22 protein-coding genes are annotated in these 22394 nt (G+C 55.2%); 7 read left to right on the forward strand and 15 right to left on the reverse strand.

The features are described from left to right. Positions 1–8: 8 nt before the first annotated feature. Complete coding sequence (locus tag F3J24_RS04020; protein ID WP_167002901.1) at positions 9–815, forward strand: alpha/beta fold hydrolase; 807 nt, start codon at positions 9–11, stop codon at positions 813–815. Between the two features lie 120 nt (positions 816–935). On the opposite strand, the gene F3J24_RS04025 is transcribed toward F3J24_RS04020, so the two are convergent. The 5 genes from F3J24_RS04025 to F3J24_RS04045 form a co-directional block, all read right to left on the reverse strand. Next, complete coding sequence (locus F3J24_RS04025) at positions 936–2126, reverse strand: MFS transporter (protein ID WP_167002903.1); 1191 nt, start codon at positions 2124–2126, stop codon at positions 936–938. 9 nt (positions 2127–2135) lie between these two features. After that, the gene (locus F3J24_RS04030; RefSeq protein ID WP_167002905.1) at positions 2136–3149 is read right to left on the reverse strand and encodes an alcohol dehydrogenase catalytic domain-containing protein; all 1014 of its coding nucleotides are present in this window, start codon (positions 3147–3149) and stop codon (positions 2136–2138) included. Positions 3150–3192: 43 nt separating this feature from the next. Beyond that, on the reverse strand, positions 3193–4287 hold the full coding sequence (locus F3J24_RS04035; protein ID WP_167002907.1) for an FAD-dependent oxidoreductase: 1095 nt from the start codon (positions 4285–4287) through the stop codon (positions 3193–3195). Further along, positions 4287–4958 carry a cupin domain-containing protein gene (locus F3J24_RS04040; RefSeq protein ID WP_167002909.1) on the reverse strand — a complete coding sequence of 224 codons (672 nt, stop codon included), beginning with the start codon at positions 4956–4958 and terminating at the stop codon, positions 4287–4289. The genes F3J24_RS04035 and F3J24_RS04040 overlap by 1 nt, the downstream gene beginning before the upstream one ends. A gap of 63 nt (positions 4959–5021) precedes the next feature. Next, on the reverse strand, positions 5022–5300 hold the full coding sequence (locus F3J24_RS04045) for a hypothetical protein (protein WP_167002911.1): 279 nt from the start codon (positions 5298–5300) through the stop codon (positions 5022–5024). On the opposite strand from F3J24_RS04045, the gene F3J24_RS04050 reads away from it, so the two are divergent. The 5 genes from F3J24_RS04050 to F3J24_RS04070 all read left to right on the forward strand — a co-directional run bounded on the left by F3J24_RS04050 (position 5299) and on the right by F3J24_RS04070 (position 10306). After that, complete coding sequence (locus F3J24_RS04050) at positions 5299–6507, forward strand: LysR substrate-binding domain-containing protein (RefSeq protein ID WP_370527713.1); 1209 nt, start codon at positions 5299–5301, stop codon at positions 6505–6507. The two genes, F3J24_RS04045 and F3J24_RS04050, sit on opposite strands and share 2 nt — an antisense overlap. Positions 6508–6772: 265 nt before the next feature. Beyond that, positions 6773–7564 carry a substrate-binding domain-containing protein gene (locus F3J24_RS04055; protein WP_167002913.1) on the forward strand — a complete coding sequence of 264 codons (792 nt, stop codon included), beginning with the start codon at positions 6773–6775 and terminating at the stop codon, positions 7562–7564. A gap of 174 nt (positions 7565–7738) precedes the next feature. Next, positions 7739–8218: an Rrf2 family transcriptional regulator gene (locus tag F3J24_RS04060; protein ID WP_167002915.1), complete on the forward strand. Its 480-nt coding sequence runs from the start codon at positions 7739–7741 to the stop codon at positions 8216–8218. Beyond that, positions 8205–9110 carry an NAD(P)/FAD-dependent oxidoreductase gene (locus F3J24_RS04065; protein ID WP_167002917.1) on the forward strand — a complete coding sequence of 302 codons (906 nt, stop codon included), beginning with the start codon at positions 8205–8207 and terminating at the stop codon, positions 9108–9110. The genes F3J24_RS04060 and F3J24_RS04065 overlap by 14 nt, the downstream gene beginning before the upstream one ends. A gap of 221 nt (positions 9111–9331) precedes the next feature. After that, positions 9332–10306: a LysR family transcriptional regulator gene (locus F3J24_RS04070; RefSeq protein WP_167002919.1), complete on the forward strand. Its 975-nt coding sequence runs from the start codon at positions 9332–9334 to the stop codon at positions 10304–10306. A 39-nt stretch (positions 10307–10345) separates the two neighbouring features. Here F3J24_RS04070 and F3J24_RS04075 read toward each other — a convergent pair whose 3' ends face one another. The 10 genes from F3J24_RS04075 to F3J24_RS04120 all read right to left on the reverse strand — a co-directional run bounded on the left by F3J24_RS04075 (position 10346) and on the right by F3J24_RS04120 (position 21616). After that, complete coding sequence (locus F3J24_RS04075; protein ID WP_167002921.1) at positions 10346–12193, reverse strand: AMP-binding protein; 1848 nt, start codon at positions 12191–12193, stop codon at positions 10346–10348. 24 nt (positions 12194–12217) lie between these two features. Continuing rightward, positions 12218–13186 carry a tripartite tricarboxylate transporter substrate binding protein gene (locus tag F3J24_RS04080; RefSeq protein ID WP_167002923.1) on the reverse strand — a complete coding sequence of 323 codons (969 nt, stop codon included), beginning with the start codon at positions 13184–13186 and terminating at the stop codon, positions 12218–12220. Positions 13187–13296: 110 nt separating this feature from the next. Further along, complete coding sequence (locus F3J24_RS04085; protein WP_167002925.1) at positions 13297–13902, reverse strand: 2-hydroxychromene-2-carboxylate isomerase; 606 nt, start codon at positions 13900–13902, stop codon at positions 13297–13299. Continuing rightward, complete coding sequence (locus F3J24_RS04090) at positions 13895–14737, reverse strand: helix-turn-helix transcriptional regulator (protein WP_167002927.1); 843 nt, start codon at positions 14735–14737, stop codon at positions 13895–13897. The genes F3J24_RS04085 and F3J24_RS04090 overlap by 8 nt, the downstream gene beginning before the upstream one ends. A gap of 29 nt (positions 14738–14766) precedes the next feature. Continuing rightward, entirely contained in the window at positions 14767–15726 is a 960-nt protein-coding gene (locus F3J24_RS04095; RefSeq protein ID WP_167002929.1) for a PDR/VanB family oxidoreductase, read from the reverse strand. Next, positions 15723–16790 (reverse strand): aromatic ring-hydroxylating dioxygenase subunit alpha, encoded by a 1068-nt coding sequence (locus F3J24_RS04100; RefSeq protein ID WP_167002931.1) that lies wholly within the window; start codon positions 16788–16790, stop codon positions 15723–15725. The genes F3J24_RS04095 and F3J24_RS04100 overlap by 4 nt, the downstream gene beginning before the upstream one ends. After that, positions 16787–18565, reverse strand: a complete 1779-nt coding sequence (locus F3J24_RS04105) for a feruloyl-CoA synthase (RefSeq protein WP_167002933.1) — start codon at positions 18563–18565, stop codon at positions 16787–16789. Before F3J24_RS04105 ends, F3J24_RS04100 begins: the two co-directional genes overlap by 4 nt. Positions 18566–18567: 2 nt before the next feature. Further along, positions 18568–19515, reverse strand: a complete 948-nt coding sequence (locus tag F3J24_RS04110) for a Bug family tripartite tricarboxylate transporter substrate binding protein (RefSeq protein ID WP_205244596.1) — start codon at positions 19513–19515, stop codon at positions 18568–18570. Positions 19516–19746: 231 nt separating this feature from the next. Then, positions 19747–20331 carry a thiol:disulfide interchange protein DsbG gene (dsbG, locus tag F3J24_RS04115; RefSeq protein ID WP_167002937.1) on the reverse strand — a complete coding sequence of 195 codons (585 nt, stop codon included), beginning with the start codon at positions 20329–20331 and terminating at the stop codon, positions 19747–19749. A gap of 73 nt (positions 20332–20404) precedes the next feature. Then, on the reverse strand, positions 20405–21616 hold the full coding sequence (locus tag F3J24_RS04120) for a YbfB/YjiJ family MFS transporter (protein WP_167002939.1): 1212 nt from the start codon (positions 21614–21616) through the stop codon (positions 20405–20407). A gap of 297 nt (positions 21617–21913) precedes the next feature. Here F3J24_RS04120 and F3J24_RS04125 point away from each other — a divergent pair, with 297 nt between their 5' ends. Beyond that, on the forward strand, positions 21914–22318 hold the full coding sequence (locus tag F3J24_RS04125; protein WP_304515580.1) for a RidA family protein: 405 nt from the start codon (positions 21914–21916) through the stop codon (positions 22316–22318). The last annotated feature ends 76 nt before the right edge of the window (positions 22319–22394 follow it).

Here is a 22394-nt window from a genome sequence, read left to right on the forward strand (position 1 = left end):
ATTTAGCAATGTCTTTCGTCGTTTCGAACGGTCGCCCTATCTACTACGAGCGCGCCGGAAGTGGCCCCGCCGTGCTCTTTCTGCACGGAGCAGGCTCCAACGCAGCCACATGGTGGCAGCAGCTCCCGGCATTCAGCGAGCGATACACCTGCATCACCGCAGATATCCGCTGCTTTGGCCGCTCCGTGGCCCCTTTGAAAGAATTCCAGTGGCCACAGCTACTGCAGGATGTTCAGCGGCTTCTGGAGCAAGAGAAGATTGAGCGTGTAGCCATCGTCGGTCAGTCACTGGGAGGCATGATTGGCCTGCGCCTGGCTCTGGAACACCCCACATTGGTGGCGGGCTTTGTTGCGTCAGACACGTCGCTGTCGATTGACCATCCAGGAATGCTGCAAAGGATTCGCGACCGACAAGTCACCCAAAAGGCTGTCACTGTCGAGCAGCGCTCACTCGGTCGCTGGTTTCTCGAGAACGAGCCGGAAAAGGCGGCGCTCTACGCCCAAATCAATCACTTCAATCCGAGTACGCACAGCCTTCCTCCTGAGCAATGGGGTCAGGCGCTGGCCGACATGATGAAGCCCGACGCTCTGCTACCGATGGACGCGCTAGCTGAGGTGAAGTGCCCAACGCTATTCGTTGTCGGCAGCGAGGACCCCATAGTCCCAGTCTTGGCGATGCACGAAGCCGCAGAACTAGTGAAAGGCAGTACGGTGGCCGTCATTAAGGACGCCGGGCATTCCGCCTATTTTGAGAAGCCCTCGGAGTACAACAAGCTCGTCCTTGGCTTCATCGGACGCTACGTCTACCCACAATAGCTAACGTAGAAAAGCATGGTCAAACTCGGTTTGTGATGCATGCGCTTCCAAACTGAGCCCACCTACATTGACCCTATTCATGCAGTGCGGCAAATAGCTTTCTCAAGTATCCCGTCCAGCCTATCCAACAACTGTGCGCCGACCGCCTGGTTTCCGGTCCTTACCCATCCACAACAGCGACAGCGCAGCAATGGCGACTGGCGGAAGCATCAGACCTGTAACCCATTCCCAACCATAAGTAGTCAACAAGCTTCCTGATGCGAAGGAACCGACAGCCATAGCACCAAAAACCACGAAGTCGTTGACGGACTGGACACGAGGCCCGTCTTCCGGTGCATGGCACTTCAGTACCAAAGCGGAAGCCCCGAGAAAGCCAAAATTCCAACCCAAACCCAGCAGTACTAAGCCAACCAAAAAGTGCTGGACCGTCACTCCAGCAAGGCCTGTGGCAGCAGCAAGTGCGGTCAAGGCCAAGCCAAGTAGGATGATTTTCGTTTCACCGTATCGCTTGATAAGACTTCCGGTGAAAAAACTCGGCAAGTACATCGCGATAACATGCATCTCAATTCCGATGTTCGAGTAGGCCCGAGGGATGCTGCACAGCTCCATTGCCAAGGGCGCGCTCGTCATCATAAAGTTCATCAGCAGATAGCTGACCGTTCCACACATCAAGGCCACGATGAAGCGCGGTTGTCTCAGGATGGGGCCGAGCGGACGAGTAACTACCGCGGTACTGCTAGGTCTGGCTTCCGCGAAACTCACACCACTGAGGACCATAGCCGACAAGACAGCAACGATGGCAGAGCAGATGTAGGTCAAGCTATAGGCATGAGGCGGCCAGGAGTTCATCGTCGAATTGACGATTTGTGGCCCCACGACACCCGCGAGGACGCCACCGGCGAGCACAGTCGACAATGCCTTAGGCTTCTCCTCCGGCGTCACACATTCAGCCGCGGCAAACCGGAAAGTCAGCACCACTGCGGCATAGGCGCCGCCAAAGACCGTTGCCAAACAGAAGAGTGCGAAGGAGCTCTCAATGATGCCAAGAGCCCCTATCAGGCCCATAAGCACGCCACATAGATTGCCAAGCTGAAACGCTCGCGCACGACCATATCGTCTGGCAATCTGACCTGCTGGCAGTGTCGCTAGGGCCATGCCTACAACGAACATAGTGATGGGCAGCGTGGCGAGCTCGGGACGGGGTGCGAGTAAGTGGCCGATGATTGCACCGGTGGAATACACGACCGTGGAGTTGGCTCCTGAAAGAGCCTGGGCAATCGCGAGACGGATGACAGAGCTATTTATCTTCATATTTCTCTCTTAGCGGCCCATGGTGAGAACCATGCGGAACTTCGCTTGGCCTGATGCCATGCGGTCAAACGCTTCAGGGGCGCGCTCCAGCGGCATGGTTTCAATCAAAGGGCGGACGTCAGCGAGCACACTGAAGTCGAGTGTTCGCTCAGAGTCATAGGGGGTGCCGGTGATGGAGCCTTCGATGACTCGCTCACCTGCGACAAGGAAACCAGAGGAAAGCGTGAGTGGCTCTCGACCCACACCGACAACAAGGAGCTTTCCTTGCGGCGCCAGGGCTGATACGAGCTTTGAGGCTGCAACGCTATCTGTGATGGTGGTCAATATGAGCTGCGCCCCACCCATAACCTGAAGAGACTCCACCGGGTCCTCTGTATTGGTGTTGATGTAGTGATGGGCACCTAGCACCTTCACTTCCGCAGCGATGTCATCGCCGCGGCCGACGGCCACGACCTTGAAGCCCATCTTTCGCGCGTACTGAAGTGCGAGATGACCTAGCCCGCCAACGCCTTGGATGGCCACCAGGTCTCCGGCCTGCGCTCCAGACTTGCGCATAGCATTGAAGGTTGCCAGACCCGCGCACAGCAATGGCGCCGCTTCGATTGAATTAAGAGCATCAGGAATGGCGACCAATCCCGTTGCTCGGGCAAGCATCATCTCGGCATACCCACCATCACAACTGCTGCCTACAGACTGCTGATTGCGGCAAAGCTGGAACAGGCCCTGCCGGCACATGCTGCACTCGTTGCAATGGCCGCCCAGACGCCCAACACCAACACGCATGCCTACCCGCCATATGGTCGGGACAGCTACGCCGACTTCGACGATACGCCCGATGACCTCGTGACCAGGCACCCGCGGTACTTCGCGTTTGGCATTGATGTCCGCCGCGTCCGCACCACAGATTCCGCACACCTCCAGTTCGAGAAGAACCTCACCCGAGCCGGGCACAGGGCGTACGCGTTCGACAAGCTCCAGCACACCAGGTTTGGTGACTTGGAACGCCTTGTAAGTGGCTTTCATTTGGGGCTTTCCTTGCAATTCAGAACTTGGCATTAACTACTGCTCATTGCGTTGCCAGCAGGCCAGCCAGCCCACGGGTTGCAGCATCTATCGCTCCCGCGACATAGCCTGGGTAATCTGGAGACCATTCACTCGCGATACCCGAGATTCGGCCTTCCCAACTGTCATTTCTCGGCGAAGTTGCTGGAGCATTGGCATGTCCACCACCGAGACTTATGTCGGCCGTGGTGGCAGTGAATTCGTCCTGCGACCAATCCTTCAACCAATCGGCGGAAGGCGTGAGGGCTTCAATGCCAAATAGACGAGCCATCTGTGCTCGGCACAATCCAATCAGCTCTTCAGGCGACACGTTCAGACGTGTCGAAGCCGGGATGCCGATAAACCCAAAGACTCCACCGAGCCCATCCTCTGGCGAGGCATCGTGAATCTCAACCATGGGCCCGCTATAGCTACGCCCGCTGCCAGATAAGCCTTGTTCACGCCAGAAAGGCCGCGGGTAAACAGCGACATATTTCGCGTGAGGCGCCATCCAAGTGGGGCAATCGGCCCAGTCGCGCGCCAAGCTCGCTGGCAAGGGAGGCTGAAACGCGATACGGTCAACGACTATGCGCGGAGGTACCGCCAGGAGCACGTACTTGGTCCTTACCCGGTACACCACTTCGTCAGGCGTCATGGCTTCGACAAGTGCGGTGGATTGCTCCGCTTGGTCGATGCGTAGCACGCAGTGAGATGTCAGTATCTTTTCCGGTGGTATGTGCTCGGCCAGACGCTCAACTATCGAAGCCATCCCGCCTTCAATGCGCAATGCCCGTAGTGATTCAGACTGCACTTTGTTGAACCGACGAGCTGGTGCAGCAGGCATCTGCTCGACCAAAACCATCCCAGATTCATACTGCAGGAAAGTGCGCAGACGCAGCTCTCTGACAACGCTATCAAGCTTGGGCTGGACCTCTGGCCAGTACCATGTGGCACCAAGGTCAAAGCGTGCATCACCCGATTTCTCAGACAGCAATCGCCCCCCAAAACGAGACCTTGCCTCCAGAATTACGTAGTCGTGAATGCCCTGTTTCTCGAGAAGATATGCCGCATATAGACCGCTAAGGCCAGCACCGACGATGACGATTGAAGCTTCGTTCATCAGTGCACATCCAAGGATTCGGCCATCGGGAAAGGACCGGTCTTCACAAAAACTGTGGCGGCGCCTATCGAGTGAATTGCCTGGTGATGGTTTTCAGGAAGACGAATCCAACTGCCTTTGCTGTAGGCCTTCTCGCCCATGGACACCATTCCAGAGACCACAAAGACCTCAATGCCGTCTTTGGATGGCATCTTTAGTACGGCCATATCGACGAGCCTTTCGAGGTAGACCAGCTCAGAACCACCCTCAAAGAGCGGGCAAATATTTCGCCCACCAGTTACGTTCCAATTGGCTGCATCCATCGAATTAACCCGGACGGTACGGTCTTCTGTCGGTAGCATTTGGTGCAACTTCACAAAAATGAGTGCACCGTAAGTGCTATGCGGTCGGTGGGTCGATGTGGGCGGGTTGCGGAGGTACCAACCTGCGGGGTAATCCCCGTTCTCGTCCGAGAAGGTGCCAGCAAGAACCAGAATTTCCTCGCCACCTGGGTGTTGATGGGTGGGGAAGATTGACCCCTCGGCATAGCGGACCAGGCTGGTCGCCCGTGCAATTTCTCCGCCGACGCGGTCTAACATCACACGCTCCACTCCAGCTTGAGGCGAAGCGACCCATCGGTAGTCATCGGGTGTCACGAGGGCTGGTACGGAAAAGTCGGCATTAATTAGCATGTGTCAGTGGACTATCGAAACAGAAATGGACAGGACGAGGTAGCAGATACGTCGTTCAGTCGCTTACAGCGCGGAGTGGGCATCGAGAATGAGCACATCAGGAGCGGCATCTACCGATGAGGAAAGTTCCACGACCACATCAAATAGCTCGCTGGTCAGGTATGTCTGTGAATGCTCCCCGCTGTCAAGGCTTTGCAGAACCTGGACGTCTACGTGTCGGATGAACAGCTGCGTGGACCAGCCTCTCCAAACAGTTTTCAGGAGCGGTTCACGGCAGCAGCTGTACACATCGGCTGCACGGTTCTGAGCCCCCACCTTGAGGGTGATTTGCAGATAAACCATGGCTACTGCCGTTGTGAATCGGTTGCGTCCAAATCAATGGCGTTTCATCAAAGAAATAATTTCTCTACCTAAGCCACATCAAGCGCGAACAAGGGCTTGCTTTCAGTTGCTGTTTGACCAAGATTTTTCCCTAGCGACGCAACCGGGACAAATGGGATATTCTTTGCAATCATTAAAGAAATTCTTTCCCATGAGCGCCCCCGTCTTCCTCAACGCCCTCAGGGCTTTTGAAGCCTCTGCTCGTCATCAGAGCTTTTCTGCTGCAGGCAAGGAACTCAATGTCAGCTCAGCGGCAGTGGGGCAGCTCGTTCGAAGCCTGGAGGATTGGCTTGAGGTTCAGCTCTTCACCCGAACCGTGAGCGGGCGCCAGCGAATCGTTCCAACTGACGCTGCATTGGCTGCGCTGCCGGATATCCGCGCGGGGTTCGACAGACTCAGCGTTGGCATGGCTAAGCTCAAGGAATCTGCATCTCAGAATACGCTGACTCTCACGGTCAGCCCTGCCTTCGCGTCCAAGTGGCTACTGCCGCGAATCGAGAGCTTCTCTGCCCAGGACCCGGACACAGACCTGCTACTGGACACGAATCAGCGATTTGTTGATTTCGTAGCCCAGCGCATTGATATCGGTGTTCGCTATGGTGCAGGGATTTGGCCGGGCCTGGCCTCTGAAAAATTGATGGAGGAAGCGGTATTCCCTGTTTGCTCACCCGACATGTACAAGCAACTAGACATTCGCGAGCCATCCGACCTTTTAATGCACACCCTCATCCATGACATGACCGGAGACAGCAATTCTGGCTACGTGACTTGGGAGACCTGGTTCAATCATGTGGGAGTACTGAAGGCGCCCCTTAACCGTGGGCACCGCATCAATAACTCGGCTGCTGTCCTACAGGCAGCAGTGAACGGCCAGGGCATCGCACTGGCTCGAAGCGTTATGGCCTGTGACGATGTCAAGTCCGGCAGGCTGATACGGCTCTTGCCTGACGTGACAGTGTTATCGCCATTGTCGTACTACGCCGTATACCGAGAAGAATGCATCTCAAAGCCAAGGTTGAAGTCATTCCTTGCTTGGCTGAAGGACGAAGCAAGCAGAGACTGTCCCACCTCGGAGACGAAGATTCAAAAACGTGCTGAAGCTGCGGCCAAACGAGTTAGCCGAAGGGAGTCCGCTAGTTCGAGTGTTGAGCGCATAGGCCACTTGTGAGAGTTCGACATCGCATGTCACTCAGACGAATTGTTCAAGCTATCCCTATCTGAGGCCTGAACCCAGCATGAAGGTGCTGCCACTGCAAGTCAGATTCAAGGAGCTACTTGCACGTGCAATCAAATAGTCAGTCCGCGCTACAGATGCGTTATCAGAAACAAATCAGCACACGAAGGAATAAAGCAAGGTTTCAGAGTGTTCACCTCATGTCAGAGGAGCGCTCCATCGGAGTGACTCGGTTCTGTCATTTGGCACAGGAACATTCATGGTTCAGCTCAAGTCACTTCTTCCTCAGATTGCAGCCACGCTAGCTCTTTCCATCTCTATACAAGCCAACGCGATTGAACCGGAATTCGTCTACGTTTATGGCCCTGGCGGGCCTGCACCTGCAATGAAGGAAGCGGCAGAGCGATATGGGAAAAATCGTGGCGTTTCCGTACAAGTAACAGCAGGGCCTACCCCTCAATGGTCCGAGAAAGCTCGCGGCGACGCTGACATCATCTTCAGCGGTGCTGAAAACATGATGAGCGCCTTTGACAAGGCAATGCCGGGTGCATTTGACCTACGCAAAGCGGAGCCGCTATATCTAAGGCCCGCGGCAATTCTTGTGCGGCCAGGCAATCCAAAGAAGATTCAGGGCTTTAAGGACTTGCTGCGTCCCGGCATAAAGGTCATGGCTGTTGCAGGCGCAGGCCAAACAGGTCTTTGGGAAGATGTCGCTGGCAGAACCGGCGACATTGAAACTTTGAAGGCGTTCCGCCTAAACCTTGTACTACCCGAGGCGGACAACAGCGCGGCTGCCCGCAAACAGTGGATAGAGCGAAAAGACATTGATGCTTGGCTCATCTGGAACATCTGGCAGGTCTCCAACCCCTCACTAGCCGACCAAGTGCCAGTGGAGGAACCCTACCGCATCTACCGAAATACCGGAATTGTGCTGACGCACAAAGGGGAGGAGTCCCCCGCGGCCCAAGGATTCATAGACTTCTTGAAGTCCGATGAGGGTCGACGCATCTTCGCGAAATGGGGTTGGGAGAGTAAACGCCAAGCGCAGTGACTCTGCAGCAGCGCCCGAGCGTCATTTACTGCGACCTAGAAGCCCGGTAACCCACAGTAGGAACCCAACTGCGTATCCATCTGAGGCACCCAGCAAGGCGTAAAAGCCCATCGCTAAAAACGACTAGCAAGGCATTCGCTTGATAAGGGCATTTCATGCAACTATGATTGTTGCATGATTTCAAGCCAACTTTCCGACGCACTGCACGTCCTTCTTCATCTGGCGCAGAGCGAAACGGCCATCACCTCAGATGCACTGGCCGTAGGACTTGCAACCAACCCGGTCGTTCTGCGACGGCTAATGGGCGGCCTGCGCGATGCCGGCTTGGTCTCGTCGGGCAAGGGGCACGGCGGTGGATGGCGGATGGATGCGTCGTTGGGCCAGGTCACGCTGCGCGATGTTCACCTTGCCCTCGGAGCACCGCCTCTGGTATCGCTTGGATTTCGCGAGGACCGGCCTGAGTGCCTGGTGGCCCAAGTTGTCAACGAGTCTTTGCAGACCTCGATGCAGCAGGCCGAAGCGGCATTGCTGGAGCAGTTTGGCCGCATCACCTTGGAAGCGCTGTACAGCCGTGTCTATGCGCGATTCAAATCGACTACAGCGGCCGGCTTGCACACCCACTATCTCCTGGAGGGCCACCATGCACCGCACTGAATTTCTTGTCATCGGGGGCTGCTATGCCGGTCTTTCGGCCGCGCTGCAATTAGCCCGGGCCCGCCGGGATGTGACCGTCGTCGACGCCGGCGCACGGCGCAATCGTTTCGTGGATGCGGCCGGCGAGACCTCGCATGGCTATCTGTCGCAGGACGGCGTCGCGCCTGCCGTCATCGCGGCGAATGCGCGGCAGCAATTGCTACGTTACCCCACGGTGCGTTGGTTGGACGGCACCGCCGAAGGTGCCCGCCGGCTGGACGACGGACGTTTCCGGTTCTCAGTAGCGGCACAGCAAGTCGAGGCAGCACGGGTGGTTCTTGCCTTGGGCGTTCGCGATGAACTGCCGCCCGTTCCAGGCCTGGCAGAACGCTGGGGGCGGAGCATCTTCCATTGCCCCTACTGCCATGGGTACGAACTCGACGCCGGTCCCATCGGCATCATCGCGACATCGGCTCTTGCACAGCACCACGCGGTCATGTTGCCCGACTGGGGACGCCCGACTCTGTTTCTGAATGGTGCGTACCAGCCTTCCGAAGAAGAACTGGCGCTGTTCAAGCAACGTGGCACCACAGTAGAGGTCACACCCGTCGCGCGCATCGACGGCGTTGCAGACGTGGTGCTGACGGACGGAAGAACAGTGCGCCTGAACGGCCTGTTCACGCAGCCGCGCACGCATCTGGCAAGCCCACTGGCGGAGGAACTTGGTTGCGAATTGGTGGACGGCCCGATGGGCGCCTTCATCAAGGTCGATAGCATGCAGCAGACCACCGTCGCCAATGTGTTCGCCTGTGGTGATGCGGCCCGGGCGGCGGGCAATGTGGTGCTTGCAGCTGCAGACGGCGCCATGGCGGGAATCTCAGCGCATCGAGCGACGATGCAAATTGCTCATTGAACTTGGTACTCGCCGTTAGCTTTTGACGGCATGGCGCCTGGGTATTCGGCATGCATTGACTCCCCTACAGCTTCGCGCGAGGGCATGAATGGTGTGGGTCTACCCAGGGCCGCTCTGGAGTTCGCGATTGATAGGCTCATCCGACGGAGCCTGGCCTTTTACGGCAATGACGCGGGAAACTCCCCTATCGCCCTAGACGATGCTTGTGCATAACAGCATCTGTGGAATCGATTGACCTAGATTTTGACCTCAACACGCTAAAGCTCATCGTGGCACTCGATGAGACGCGCAGTGTGACGCGTGCTGCGGAAATTCTCGATATGAGCCAATCTGGTGTGAGTTCATCTCTAGCCAAGCTGCGCCAAAGGTTCGGGAACCCTCTTTTCGTACGCACCACCAACGGCATGGAAGCGACGCCTCGCGCCGCAAAAATGGCAGAAAACGCACGAGATATCCTCTCGCGCGTCAAGACTGGTGTTTTGGATGAGGAGATGTTTAACCCCTCAGTGGAGTCTGCACACTTCTCGCTATCAATGGCTGACGTCGCGGAGGTTGTATTTCTCCCAACGCTGTTGGCGACCCTGCGCATGACTGCACCGAAGGTCACTCTGCAAAGTGGCGCCCATAGAAAAGAAGAACTGCTCGTCGAGATGGAGGCTGGACGAGTTGACCTCGCGGTTGGCTACTTCCCTGAAATTGGGAGTAATGCTTTCTACCAGCAGCGCCTCTACAGCCACACCTATGTTGGTATGGTCAGGCTAGGACATCCAGCTCTTGCCTCGCCCTTTACTATCGGAACTTTCTCAAGCTTGGGACATGCTGCAGTAATGTCCCCATCGCGAACCAATGACTTCTTCGAGCGCTTTCTAGAGACAAAAAGAATCAAGCGTGAGGTCGTCGCGCGGACGCCTCATCACTTGACATTGCCCTCCATCGTTGCAGAAACGGACCTGATGGCGGTGGTGCCGCTGGCAACCGGTGCATACTTTGCAGAACTCGGAGCGGTTGAGCTTGTTCCGCTTCCCATGAAGCCTCCACTTTTCAGCGTGACACAGCACTGGCATCGCAGAAACCATCATGACTCTCGCCACATCTGGCTTCGCAAGCAGATGATGTCCCTCTTCAATGATGCAACGGACCGGTGGCTAGCCCTAGAACGTAGGCTTTATGGCGATTTGCGGCGCAGTCGCTCATAGCTCCCTTCTTGGCAATGTCCGGCTCGGGCTATCTATCCGTCACTGAGTACTAGGCGCTGTGGACGAGATACTCCATTCATATGAGAAGCAGCGCATCAATGCTTTGAGCCGCTCCTGCGTCAAAGGCGATAGCGGTCCACGAGAGAGAACAAAGTCCACACACAGGCCATGAGCCTCATCTCGCGCGTTCACAGAAAAGTCAGAGGCTAGGCCTGCGTCCACTAGCCGCTCCTGAATGGAGCGCTCGAGAGCAATGCGTCGCAGTGCTGGTTTGTAGATTTTTCCAACTGCCGTCTGAGGCAACGCTTCAATAACGTCAATGCGCTTGGGCTGCGCTGGGCGTTCAGCGATGTTCATACTGGAGAAAGCCAGGAGTTCCTCTGAGTTCAAAACAAAGCCCGGCTTCGCAACAACAAATGCCACTGGCAACTCACCAGCATACTCATCAGGCTGGCCCACTGCAGCCGCCATCAGCACTCCTGGATGCTTGAGCAAGGCCTCTTCGATTTGCTGAGGGTCGATATTGTGTGTGTTGCGAATGATGACGTCTTTGGAGCGTCCAGTTACCTCAATGCAGTCATCGCGTATGCGGGCAAGGTCGCCCGAGACAAGCCAACCGCCCTCGAATGTTCCAGAGTCACGAACCATGTCTGTGTAACCAGGACTAACGTTCGGGCCACGCAACCGCATGATGCCGGAGGCCCCTTCAGCAACAGGCACTCCATTCATGGTGGCAATCTGTACCTCAGTAAACGGAATTCGGAGACCGCAAGAGACACTTTTTCGCGGTGCCAAGACAGGTTCAATACTCACCACGCCGCAGCATTCGGTCATGCCAAATGTGTTTCGCACTGGGATGGCAGTTTCACGTTCGAATTCAAGTGCTAGCTCCGGAGGCAGAGGCGCACCGCCTGTTAGGAGCGCTCGCACACCTGTTGTATCGCCTGCCTTGCGAGATGCAGATAAGAGAGTAGCGATGCCGGTAGGCGTGGCTGTGATGAGACTCGCTTTCGTCTTTGCCACTGTAGCCCAGTAGTTCTGAACCACAACTGGATTGCGCATACCCAAAGCCGTCGGCAACACGATGTGCCCCCCGGTCAAAATAGTGGACAGACCGAAAACAATAGTTCCTGCCACGTGAAAAAGAGGCATCCCATTGACGATGCAATCTGAAGATGTCAATGCATAGTGCCCCGCGGCACCCGCTGCTGCGTGCAGCTGATTGCGGTGTGTATGCTGAGCCAGCTTGGGACTACCCGTAGTGCCGCCGGTGTGAAACAGTGCAGCAATGTCTTCGCCTGAGGATGCACCAGTCAAGACACTCGACTGAGACGATGTCAGCGCATCAAACGATATGCCTGGTGCACCCTCAGGAACACTACCAACCCAAACGACCTCCTGAATACTTGGGCACGCCTGGCAAACTTCAAGAACCTTACTACTGATGTCGAGTTGGTCATGGACACCCAGTGCCACGATGACATTGCAGTCTGCGACTTGAAGGAGCTCTGCAATGTGTTCCTTTCGCAGTAGGTAATTTATGGGGCAGATAGTTCCGACCGAGGCTGCGCCCCACAAGGTGGCATACGCTTGCGGAATGGCCGGCAACAACATGGCAACTCGAGAAGTGGCGCCTTTGGCTAGCGCCCGAAAGGCATTGCCAGTGCGAGACACTTTCTCAAGTAACTGCGCGTAGCTCCAAGACATGGCTACCTCGCTAGCGTCATCAGCAAGTAGAGTCATTGCAGGGTGATGCCCATATCGCTCAGCACTTGAACAAAGTGCCTCGTAGAGGCCATTCCAAGGCATAAAGTGCTCGTACGGCTGTGCTTCGATTGCGTGAACGTCAGAGAGCGTCCGGACGGGACGAAAACGTGAATTGCTCATAGTGGTTCAAATCGTCTTGGTCACTTAATCTGCGCGGAAGCCTGTGGAGCGCGCTGCGTCGCCCCAGCTGGAATACTCTTTCTGGGCAATGACCGAAAATTCGTCCTTACTTGTCCCGCTGATGCGAAAGCCTGCGGCCTCAAGCTTTTGACGCACATCGGCGTTCTGCAACGCTTTGCGAGCTTCAACAGAAATTCGTTCGAGCACGGACGTCGGTGTCGCCGAGGGTGCGGCTAGACCAAACCAAGCTGCAAAAACAGCTTGGGGGAAACCGAGTTCGGCGAAGGAAGGTACGTCAGACAGTTGTGCCAGCCGAGAAGGCGACGTAACTGCTAGCGCTCGCAGCTTTCCGTCCTTCACATACTGCACACCCAGTGATGCTGTGACGAACAGACCTGGCACCGCGCCGCTAAGCACTCCAGTCATCGCGTCGGCCGTAGTCTTGTAATGCACTGGCTCGACCTTCAGACCAATGGAATTGGCGAACATGGCGATACCAAAGTGTGCAGGTGACCCAGGTCCAAAGGTCGCCATAAACATTGGCGTTTGCTTCTTGGCCCAAGCGATGTATTCGGCCACTGACTTCGCTTGCACAGAAGGCGGGACTACCAGGATAAAGTCGGTGTAGACGAGGTGACTAATAAGAGCAAAGTCTTTCGGGCTGTAGTTCAACTTGCTGTAGATATGGGGCGCAATACTCATGTCGGAAACGGTGTTCATGAACAGCGTGTTTCCATCGGGAGCTGCCTTCGCCGCCTGCGCGGCAGCAATCATCCCTCCTGCACCAGCCACGTTTTCGACAACGAACTGTTGCCCCATGTTTTCGCTCATTTTGTGAGTCACGATGCGGGCCACCGTATCTGGCGCCGTTCCGGGCGGAAAGCCAACAAGCAGTCTAATTGGCCTATTTTGTTGGGCTGCAGCGGGAAGGATTGTGCCGGCACTAAAAGCAGCGAACCCTTCAATCAGTGTGCGACGCGTGAGGCGTTTCATGGAGTCTCCTGTGATTTTTTACGTGCGAAGAGAGCTCTCCGCAACGTGCCTCATCGTAGGAATGATGCCCCTCGCCGTCAGTCCGCTCTGGCGTGGACGGGACAACCCTGCTACCAGCCCCCCGAAGCCAACCACCTATCGACTTGCTCAAATCGGTCAAAGCCCCAGAATGGCTCGCCATTGACGACAACTGTGGGCGAACCAAACACTCCCTTGGCAATTGACCGTTCAACCTCCAGTCGCAGTAAGTTCCCCGCTTCAACGCCTGCTACTGCGGAAACCAAAGCGCGGATATCAACAGTCTCTGTAATCTCGATTCGAGCTAGGTCTTCGGGGTCATTGATGTCAATGCCAGTAGCCCACATCGCGGCATAAATCGCGTGCACGAGTTCTGGAACAATCTGAGGCGCATGCCGCTTCGCCCAGCAAACAGCTCGAGATGGCACCAAGGAGCTTTGGGGTGGACGGTCTAATGCACGCCCAAGTGGCAAGTTCAGCAGTCTTGACAAGCGTCCAACGTCTCGGCGTACGTAGTCTCCCTTTAGTGGCGTATCGAGAAGCGGCTTAAGGCCCATCACCTTCATGACCGATACACCCAATAGCATGGGACACCAGTCAACTGCTAGGTCATGACGTCTCGCAAGCTCCTCTATGGAATGGCTGCCAAAGTAGCCATAGGGAGACAAAAAGTCAAAGTGAAATTCAAGTTCATGCATGGGTGGAACCTTGCTGCGAGGTCTTCTGTACGACACCGGTCACACATACTCCATAGAGCTGATTGCGATGGCTAATTCCTAGTCGTCGAAAAGCTCGGTCACGATATGTTTTCACGGTGGTTGCCGACACGTTCAGCCGAGCGGCTATCCCGTCAAATGACCATCCACGGACAAGACAAACGCAGACTTCCAGTTCACGCTCAGTGAGGCGCGGGCAACGCTCAAGCAAAACCGATTTCTCTAGCTCTTGTGTGGAGGTCGAGTACGTCGACGGTGAAACTGCTGGAACTAAAGCAAGATGCCTCTGTACAGCAACAACCAACACTGCTGCCGCAGACAAGAGGTCCGCCTCATCCTCTTGGCTAAACCAACGCTGGCCACCGAACCTGTAAAAATTGAGCGTCAACAAGGAGCCAGAGCACTCCTCTGACACCACTGATAGTCGCTCTTGAATCGAATACCGGTCGTAAATTGCAGCTCGGTGGGCTGGCGCGAGCCTATGTGGATTCAGCCGGGACAGGGAAACGTAACCCCGCTGGGTTTCTTGAGTGCGCCCAAAGCTTTGGTCGGTACGATACAGCCCCGCCCGATACTGGTCCCAACATGCCGCGGTAATGTCCTGACGCCCTCGTGTTGCTCCAAATGAGAACTCGGGAGGGGCATCCACCCGCAATCGGTAGACAGCCCAAGCGCCCAAATCGAGCAACGTGTTGATGCGCTCAAGCGCCTCCGTTGCGAAGTTATCAGCTCCGATGCACCCTACGGTAGAGGCGACAATTTCTGCTGAGCGACCGCTCGAGGAGACACCGATGTCTCCTTGATATAGGTTTTTCATCGTGCTCCTTGGAGTTGAGTCGATTCGACTTAGATGTCTAAAACTAGGCGCTCAGTCTTGGCTCGAGAGCAGCATGGTGTGAACTGGTCTCCCAGAGCCTGCTCTTTCTCAGTGAAATAGCAGTCGCGGTGCTCAGGAACCCCTTCCAATATGCGCGTCACACAGGTTCCGCAAACTCCTTGTTCGCAGGAAGTCATAAGCTCTATGCCAACGGAAGCCAACGCTTCAACAACGGTCTGGTCGCGAGCTACAGGCACAACTGCGCCTGAGCTAGCGACAACCACTTCAAAGCTTCCATCACCCTCTGTACTCACTGGCGCAGCCGAGAAAAACTCCCTGTGCAGTTGGTTCTCAGGCCACCCCACCGACCTGGCATGCGTCAGAACAGCATCAATGAATCCGCCCGGCCCACACACATATAGATGCGCTGTCGGAGGTGCTGTGTGAAGTACCTGAGAAATATCGAAACGCTCTTTGGACGTGCCGTCATCGTGATAGATACTGGCGTTAGAGCCAAAATGCTCTAACAACTCCTGCCTGAAAGCAGTTCGCGCGACACTGCGAGTGCTGTAGTGCAGAGAAAACTCCATGCCCGATGCTTTGAGCTCATGGGCCATCGCCAGTATGGGCGTAATCCCAATGCCGCCGGCTAGCAAGATACTTGGTGCATCCGAGCTTTCAAGCGCGAAATGATTTCGCGGCCTGCTGATGTGAACCAGGTCACCTTCGTGCATGTTGTCATGCATTGCTCGCGAACCACCTCGCCCTGCCTCTTCTCGCAATATCGCTATACGGTACATGCTGCCGCTCGTTAGCGGGTTACAAAGCGAGTATTGGCGGACCACTCCTGACGCAGTGGTCACGTCAATGTGTGCACCTGCTGTGAACTTTGGCAGAAGCTCTCCGTCCTCTGGCACCAAGTCGAATGCACAGATGCCCTCGGCAACGAGTACTTTTCGAGCGATTCGGACGCAAAAGTTATCTGTCATGCACGCACCTCCTCAGCAGCTTTTGCTTCTTGCTCAGCTTTGATGAGTGCATCAAGAACACGCCGTGTTCGCACGGCGGCAGCGTCACCGGGAAGCAAAATGGGCTTTAGAGACCAGAAATCGTTATCACCTAGCGATTGCTGCTGAGCCTCGAGCATTGGAAGGTCCTCCCGCTCGAACGGCTCGCGCAAATACCTGATGTCTGACTCAGCACGTACTCTGCCTTCTTCGCCCATGCGTTTGGGGTAGCTGGTAGCGAACCAATAGTGCGCAGTCGTGGCGGTCTCGGGAGTGAACAAATGCGCAAACGGAACTTGCTTGCCAACAGCGCGCGGGTCAGCGCTGCCTGCTGGCGCCACCCCAACCCAGAGTTCCATCACTGCAGGGGCGTTCCACCGTGTGTCCAGCCAGCGGTCAACCAATTGTTCTTCGGCGATTCCATACCTTTGCGCGAGCGATGGCATTAGTTGCTCGTTGCGAGTCAGGCGAAGCGAGTAGACCGTATCACCTTCCTGCTTCACTTCAGATTGCGACTGCTTAACCGCATCACTTCCTAAAGTTCCGGGATGCAAGTACTCAATATGGCTCAAATCAAGGATGTTGTCGGTCTCGAGTTGGTATTCGGCTTTTGCTAACAGATAGTCCTTACCTACCCATCGTTTTTCTGGGTCCAAGCTCTTGAACTCGGGGATGAGTTCAGCATCGGCTTTCGAAGGGTCTCCCATCCAAATCCACAAAGCAGACCAACGCTCCACCATGGGATAGCTGCGGACTTGTGCGGCCTTAGGAATTTGGCCGTTCCCGTGGGGATTGCGATTACATGAACCATCACCGCGGAACTCAAGCCCGTGATAAGGACATTGCACACAGCCTCCCACAACCTTGCCCATGCTAAGAGGCGCAAACCGATGTGGGCAGCGGTCAAACAGAGCACTGACGTTTCCTGTCTCATCGCGAAAAATTGCGATGCGCTCACCAAGAATCGTACGAGCCAAAATTTTTCCGACAGGGACTTCAGTGTCCCAAGCTGCGACATACCAAACGTTACGGAGATACTGAGTCATGATGCAAAAACGGTAGACAAGGTTTCTTTGTGGGGGAAGATGACACTCTGGTCGGCTACAGATGCATGCAGCCGCTCGACCTGGTCATGGCGAAGCGACAAAACCTGGCGTTGGTTTAGATAGCCTTTGTCCGTGATTTCTCCAGCATCTGCGCGGGGCGGCCCCATTTGGACAAGTACGCGAGCAATGCGCATGGAACTGGTGGCCGCTTCATTTAAACGAGCAAGGCACTTGGAAATTTGCGTTTGCACCGCTGCTTCAGGCATAGAGGCAGCCGACGGGTGCAGGAACAGCAATGCACCAATTTCATCGCGGTCATGACCTGTGAGGACAGCGTCCTGGACAAGTGGGTCACACGCAGTGATGAGCTGAACTCTTAGCGCGCCAACATGAACCCATGTGCCTGTTCGGAGCTTGAAGTCCTCTGCAACACGACCATCGAAAACCAGGCCCTTTTCTGGTGTTTGTGGTTCGAGCAACTTGAGTGCGTCACCGATGCGGTAGAACCCTTCCTCATCGAAGGCCGCCTGAGTCATCTCTGGGCTGTTGTAGTAGCCTGGGGTGATGTTTGGACCGCGCACGCGCGCTTCCATTTTTCCTGATGTCGGAATCAGCTTGATTTCACAGCCCGGCACCGGAAGGCCTACAACGCCTGCACGCTCGATTGGGAAATGAACAGCCGCACATAACGGAGCGGTTTCGGTTGCACCCCAGGCTGAGACCAACATCACATTGGAGCCGGTCTCCAGACGTGCCAATCGTTGGATACGGTCCCATGTGCTTTGCGCCAACGCTGCGCCCGCATAGAAGATGAACTTACAACGTTCGAAAAACATCTTACGAAACACTGCGTCTTCCTCAAGATGCGGAAGGAGCAGGTCAAAGCCCTTGGGGACATTGAAGTAAACAGAGGGAGATATCTCGCGAAGGTTACGTAAGGTCTCGCCAAAAAGGGCTGGCACCGGCTTCCCTGCATCGATGTACATGGTTCCACCATTGCTTAGAACCATGTTGAAGTTGTAGTTGCCGCCAAAGGTGTGGTTCCACGGCAGCCAATCAACGACAACCGGTGGGGTGTCACCTAGAAATGGCCACACGTGCAGGCTTTGCCGTTGATTGGCCGTCAACATGCGCTGAGTGTTCATCACTCCTTTTGGGATACCTGTCGAGCCAGAGGTAAACATGACCTTGGCGACGGTATCGGGTGTGGTTTTTGCGTGGGTTTCATGCACCAATGCATTCGATTCATACTGCAGAAGTTGCTGAACCGACAACCCGTCTGTGCCCAGTGCCTGGAGTGCTTTCGCATAGCGATTGGGGTCGCTGGCGAAAACGGCACCAGGACGCAGTAGCTGAGCGATGGAGCGAAGCTTCTCGTGGTCATGACTCAGCAGTGAATACGCCGGCGAGATTGGAGCTACTGGCACCCCAACGTGCATTGCAGCCAGTGTCAGCAATGCATGCTGGATGCTGTTCTCAGACAGAATCATCAATGGCCTCTGGGGGCCAAGCCCCAGTTGCAGCAACCCTGCCGCGAGCCGAAGAACTTTTTGGTAAGCCTCGCCGTATGTGAGGTGTACCCACTCCCCGTTCTGGCGTTCTGCGAAGAGTGTCCTTTGTGGGCTACTCTTACTCCATTGCTCAAGCCAGTCGCTCACAACACGCACTTGTGAACCCAGCATTGTGGGAGAGCGTAGAACTTGAGAGCCATCGGCACGAAGTTCGACCTCCACTTTGGCCTCTGCCAAGCGGACATTTGCACTCATTGAGGTCATCATCACTCCTCAGGTACAAATCCGACGCTCTTTACAAGTGCAGCAAACGAGCTGGAATCGTCCTTGATGCGCCGAGTGAACTCAGTTGAGCCGAGAAATGCAGGTTGAATGCCTAGTTTCAGAAAGCTCTCGCGCACGGTTGGGCTGGCCAACGCATCGCCGAACGCTCCCTGAAGTTGCTGCACGACCGAAGCCGGCGTTGCAGCAGGGACGAACACGCCAAACCAATCGTTAGTTTGCAGTGACGGAAACCCTTGCTCTGCCAGAGTCGGCGTATTTGGAAGGTCAGGGCTTCGGTTTGACCCGGAAGTTGCTAAGACCCGTAGTTTCCCGCCACCAACATGGGGCAGTTGGGCTGCTGGGACGTTGATGCTCATCGGGACTTGACCTCCAAGCAAGTCCTGAATACCAGGAGCATCACCCTTGTATGGAACATGAGTCAGTTCAATACTTGCCGACTTGCCCAACATGACACCTACGAAATGAGGTGTAGACCCCGTCGCTGGGGACCCAAAGAAGCCGTTTTTAGCGCCCGACTTGGTCCACTCCAAGTACTGCCGAATGTTCTTAACGCTTTCAGGGACAGCAGGCCCGACACTGACGAACAGCGGATAGGTGGCCACTTGCGCCACAGGAGTGAAATCACGATGGGGGTCGTAAGTCAGCTTGCGGTAAACAGACTGGTACTGAGTAATCATCGGATTCGGCGTCAGCAGGATGACACTTCCGTCGGCAACAGCAGTCCTCACAAAATCAGGTGCAATACGTCCCGCTGCCCCCGCTCTGTTTTCAACCAAAACTGTCCTACCCAGCTTGTGCCGAAGCACCTCAGCCAATTGTCGAGCGACCACGTCGGATGACCCGCCGGGAGGGAACCCCACAATGATTCGTATCGGTGACGTACCAGCTTGAGCACGAGCAATGGTTGGAGCGAAAGGTATGGTCGCCACGGACGCGGAAGCAATTGCGAAGCCGCGACGAGTCCACCTCCTCGTTGGATTCATCATCTATTTGTCTCCTTGGTTTTATTGAACCTGGAGGATAGAAATCCAAAGCCAGCTTTCCTAGCGAATCATCCGGAGTATCTCTATCGTTTGAAACGATAGTGGGGCAAGGAGTTCTTTTCAGCCCTAGCTCGCTGACTCTGAAGATGAGGGAATGCGCAAGGGAGCGATGACGTACTACTGTCGAGGAGCAGTGCTACCCATCACCACCTCCATACGTTCACCAGGGAATCCAGCCACTGCGGCCAATTTGCCGCGGGAATCCATGTAGATGATTGCGGGGGTTCCACTGAAACCGAACTCTTTCATCAAGCGAAAGTTGTCTGCGAGAACTGTTCGTGCAAATTCGGACACACTAGGTGCTTCGACGATGCCTCCCCGCGTGGCACTCAGCTCGTGCAATGTGAGCGCAGTAGTCCGGTCTGGGGCGGAGAGTATTGCTGCCGCCTTTCCTACACTGTTTGGTTTGATGATTCCGACCAGCAGGTGACGAACTTGCACCTTGCCGGCATCAACCCATGGACGAGAGGCTTCCCAAAAGCGATGGCACCAGACACAGTTTGGGTCCGTGATGACGTAGACGATGCGCGGAGCGTCCTGTTTGCCATCTCGCACCCAACTCGCAGCACCGAGACGCTTCCATATTGCACTTTGAACTGCCTCCATGTTCGAAGACGCTTGCTGATTTGACGCGGCAAGTGCGAAGTTTTGGGTGGCGAAGACGGACAGTAGCAACGCAAGACTGCAGAAGTTGAGCTTCATTTCAAACAGACTTTCTGAGTGAGTCTGGAAGCCGCCTGATAGCAACTATGGCGGCGTACCTAGGAGCAAGTGCTCAATGCGAACTTTGAGATTTAGCTTCTTCTTTTGCCAACAAGCGCAGCAAAACAAGCCCAAGCCCCAGCACAACAAGTGTGACTATGAGTGCGTCGTGATAGTTACCCGTCGCTGAAGCGATATAGCCAGCCATAGCTGGTGCACCAATCTGTGCAACACCATAGCTCAAGGTCATACGGGCCATTGCCTTAGCCGGGTTCGCTGGGAAGTGCCTTCCAACAATCGAAAGCGTGAGGCTAACGATTCCAGCAAATGTTCCCCCGAAGAGAAGCGCACTAACAAGATTCAAGACGGGAGAGTCGGACAGAATGGGAAGAGCAATACCGATGGCATGTAGGCCGTAGGCCAGCATAAGGGCCTGTACTGAGCCCATAGCCTTGGCGGCTTTATCCCATAGGAAGGTTGACGGAACCGCCGCGAGCCCAACGCCCACCCATACCCAGCCTCCATGCCCGGCAAACATGGGGAGCTTTTCGAGGATGGCAACGATGAATGTTGCTCCTATAGCAAAGCCAAAACCCGCACAGAAGTAAGAAAGAATCGAGAGGAGCATCCAACGGTTCGATGGTGCTGCGCTTGACACAGTAGCGGTCTTTTTAATCTGCTTTAGCCTAGCTGGTCTTGGAAGCCAGAGCCATGCTGGGACTAGTAGAACTAGTCCGATGACACCAAGAATCAGCCACTGATGGTTCCACAAAAAGGAACCGCTCGTCGAGGCCACGACAAGTCCGGACAGTGCAATCCCGAGACCAAGTCCCGCGAAGTGCAGTCCAAGTTGGGCACCTCTCCCATTACGAATAAGCCAGTTCAGGATGAGGCCCGACGCAAACAGCATCCCAGCAGTGCCAGCCAGGCCTGATAAGAAGCGAAGGGTCGCCCAAACGTAGACGTCCGTCGTGACGCTCATGGCTGCGGTACTGACGAATGCCATGAGCAGCCCTAGTCGATATAGGACGAACTTCTTATTGAGGTCGCTGATGGACGACGCAACCAGCACACCGACTATATAGCCCGCATAGTGGATTGCCGCAAGCCATCCGCCGGCCAGAAGCGAAAGGCTCGCTTGCTTGGCCATGATGGGCAACATGGGCGTGTAAGCAAAGCGTGCCAGTCCCACTGTCAATATCAGAGAACTGATGCCTGCAGACATCACGCGAAAAAGCTCCCAAGAGCTATGCCCCGTCAAGGTTGGAGCAGCTGTATTCGTCATTCAAAAATCTCGTTCAGGGTCAGTCCGCCAGTTAGCTTTGTGCGCAACTTGAAGGTGCAGCGGAAATCGATGGAGCCGCAGTCGTGCCCCTGAGAATTTTGATTCGTGAGTCCAGGAAAAGTGCTTATTTCATCTGTGAAAAAAAGCGCAAGCTGGTGTGCGCAAATCTCCAAGTTGGTGGAGCCTCACTTTCAATAAACTGCAACGCCACCAGCATCCTCTCGACCTGAACTCAAAGACTAAATGCGAAGCATTTCGACGAATTCTCGAGACACACCAACCTAAACCTGAACAGAAATGACAGCAAGTCTTGCACCCCATATGACGCTGATAAAAACGCAAAACGCACCGGCTGCAATTGGCCCCTATTCCCAGGGAACGCAGTTCGGCGAGTTGGTGTTTGCGTCTGGTCAGCTACCAATGCTCGCCGACGGCTCCATCGTTGAAGGCGGCATTGAACAGCAAACGCGGAAATCTCTTGAAAACCTGGCCCAGGTTCTTAAGGCTGGCGGGGCTAAATTGGATTCAGTACTTAAAACTACCGTCTTCGTCAAAGACCTAAATGACTTTGCGAAAGTAAACGCAATTTACGCAGAGTGCTTTGGCAACCACAAGCCAGCCCGCTCAACGATTGAAGTCGCTCGACTTCCCAAAGATGCATTGGTCGAAATCGAAGCGATTGCCTACGCGACTAAATCTTGAAGCGCCTTCAGATGATTTTTGACTGACAGGTAGCTCAAAAAATATGGGCGAAACATATCGCCCAGATAAAAACCAA

It is taken from the genome of Comamonas sp. Tr-654 (genome assembly GCF_011752915.1).
Lineage (GTDB): Bacteria > Pseudomonadota > Gammaproteobacteria > Burkholderiales > Burkholderiaceae_C > Comamonas.

What these genes read in the sequence shown, in the direction of transcription:
- F3J24_RS04040 (WP_167002909.1), bottom strand. Translation starts at nt 4,958, where the DNA reads ATGCTAATTAATGCCGACTTTTCCGTACCAGCCCTCGTGACACCCGAT.
- F3J24_RS04095 (WP_167002929.1), bottom strand. Translation starts at nt 15,726, where the DNA reads ATGACAGATAACTTTTGCGTCCGAATCGCTCGAAAAGTACTCGTTGCC.
- F3J24_RS04060 (WP_167002915.1), top strand. Translation starts at nt 7,739, where the DNA reads ATGATTTCAAGCCAACTTTCCGACGCACTGCACGTCCTTCTTCATCTG.
- dsbG (WP_167002937.1), bottom strand. Translation starts at nt 20,331, where the DNA reads ATGAAGCTCAACTTCTGCAGTCTTGCGTTGCTACTGTCCGTCTTCGCC.
- F3J24_RS04050 (WP_370527713.1), top strand. Translation starts at nt 5,299, where the DNA reads ATGGCTACTGCCGTTGTGAATCGGTTGCGTCCAAATCAATGGCGTTTC.
- F3J24_RS04065 (WP_167002917.1), top strand. Translation starts at nt 8,205, where the DNA reads ATGCACCGCACTGAATTTCTTGTCATCGGGGGCTGCTATGCCGGTCTT.
- F3J24_RS04120 (WP_167002939.1), bottom strand. Translation starts at nt 21,616, where the DNA reads ATGACGAATACAGCTGCTCCAACCTTGACGGGGCATAGCTCTTGGGAG.
- F3J24_RS04090 (WP_167002927.1), bottom strand. Translation starts at nt 14,737, where the DNA reads ATGAAAAACCTATATCAAGGAGACATCGGTGTCTCCTCGAGCGGTCGC.
- F3J24_RS04035 (WP_167002907.1), bottom strand. Translation starts at nt 4,287, where the DNA reads ATGAACGAAGCTTCAATCGTCATCGTCGGTGCTGGCCTTAGCGGTCTA.
- F3J24_RS04055 (WP_167002913.1), top strand. Translation starts at nt 6,773, where the DNA reads ATGGTTCAGCTCAAGTCACTTCTTCCTCAGATTGCAGCCACGCTAGCT.
- F3J24_RS04105 (WP_167002933.1), bottom strand. Translation starts at nt 18,565, where the DNA reads ATGACCTCAATGAGTGCAAATGTCCGCTTGGCAGAGGCCAAAGTGGAG.
- F3J24_RS04025 (WP_167002903.1), bottom strand. Translation starts at nt 2,126, where the DNA reads ATGAAGATAAATAGCTCTGTCATCCGTCTCGCGATTGCCCAGGCTCTT.
- F3J24_RS04100 (WP_167002931.1), bottom strand. Translation starts at nt 16,790, where the DNA reads ATGACTCAGTATCTCCGTAACGTTTGGTATGTCGCAGCTTGGGACACT.
- F3J24_RS04125 (WP_304515580.1), top strand. Translation starts at nt 21,914, where the DNA reads ATGACAGCAAGTCTTGCACCCCATATGACGCTGATAAAAACGCAAAAC.
- F3J24_RS04075 (WP_167002921.1), bottom strand. Translation starts at nt 12,193, where the DNA reads ATGAGCAATTCACGTTTTCGTCCCGTCCGGACGCTCTCTGACGTTCAC.
- F3J24_RS04045 (WP_167002911.1), bottom strand. Translation starts at nt 5,300, where the DNA reads ATGGTTTATCTGCAAATCACCCTCAAGGTGGGGGCTCAGAACCGTGCA.
- F3J24_RS04020 (WP_167002901.1), top strand. Translation starts at nt 9, where the DNA reads ATGTCTTTCGTCGTTTCGAACGGTCGCCCTATCTACTACGAGCGCGCC.
- F3J24_RS04080 (WP_167002923.1), bottom strand. Translation starts at nt 13,186, where the DNA reads ATGAAACGCCTCACGCGTCGCACACTGATTGAAGGGTTCGCTGCTTTT.
- F3J24_RS04085 (WP_167002925.1), bottom strand. Translation starts at nt 13,902, where the DNA reads ATGCATGAACTTGAATTTCACTTTGACTTTTTGTCTCCCTATGGCTAC.
- F3J24_RS04030 (WP_167002905.1), bottom strand. Translation starts at nt 3,149, where the DNA reads ATGAAAGCCACTTACAAGGCGTTCCAAGTCACCAAACCTGGTGTGCTG.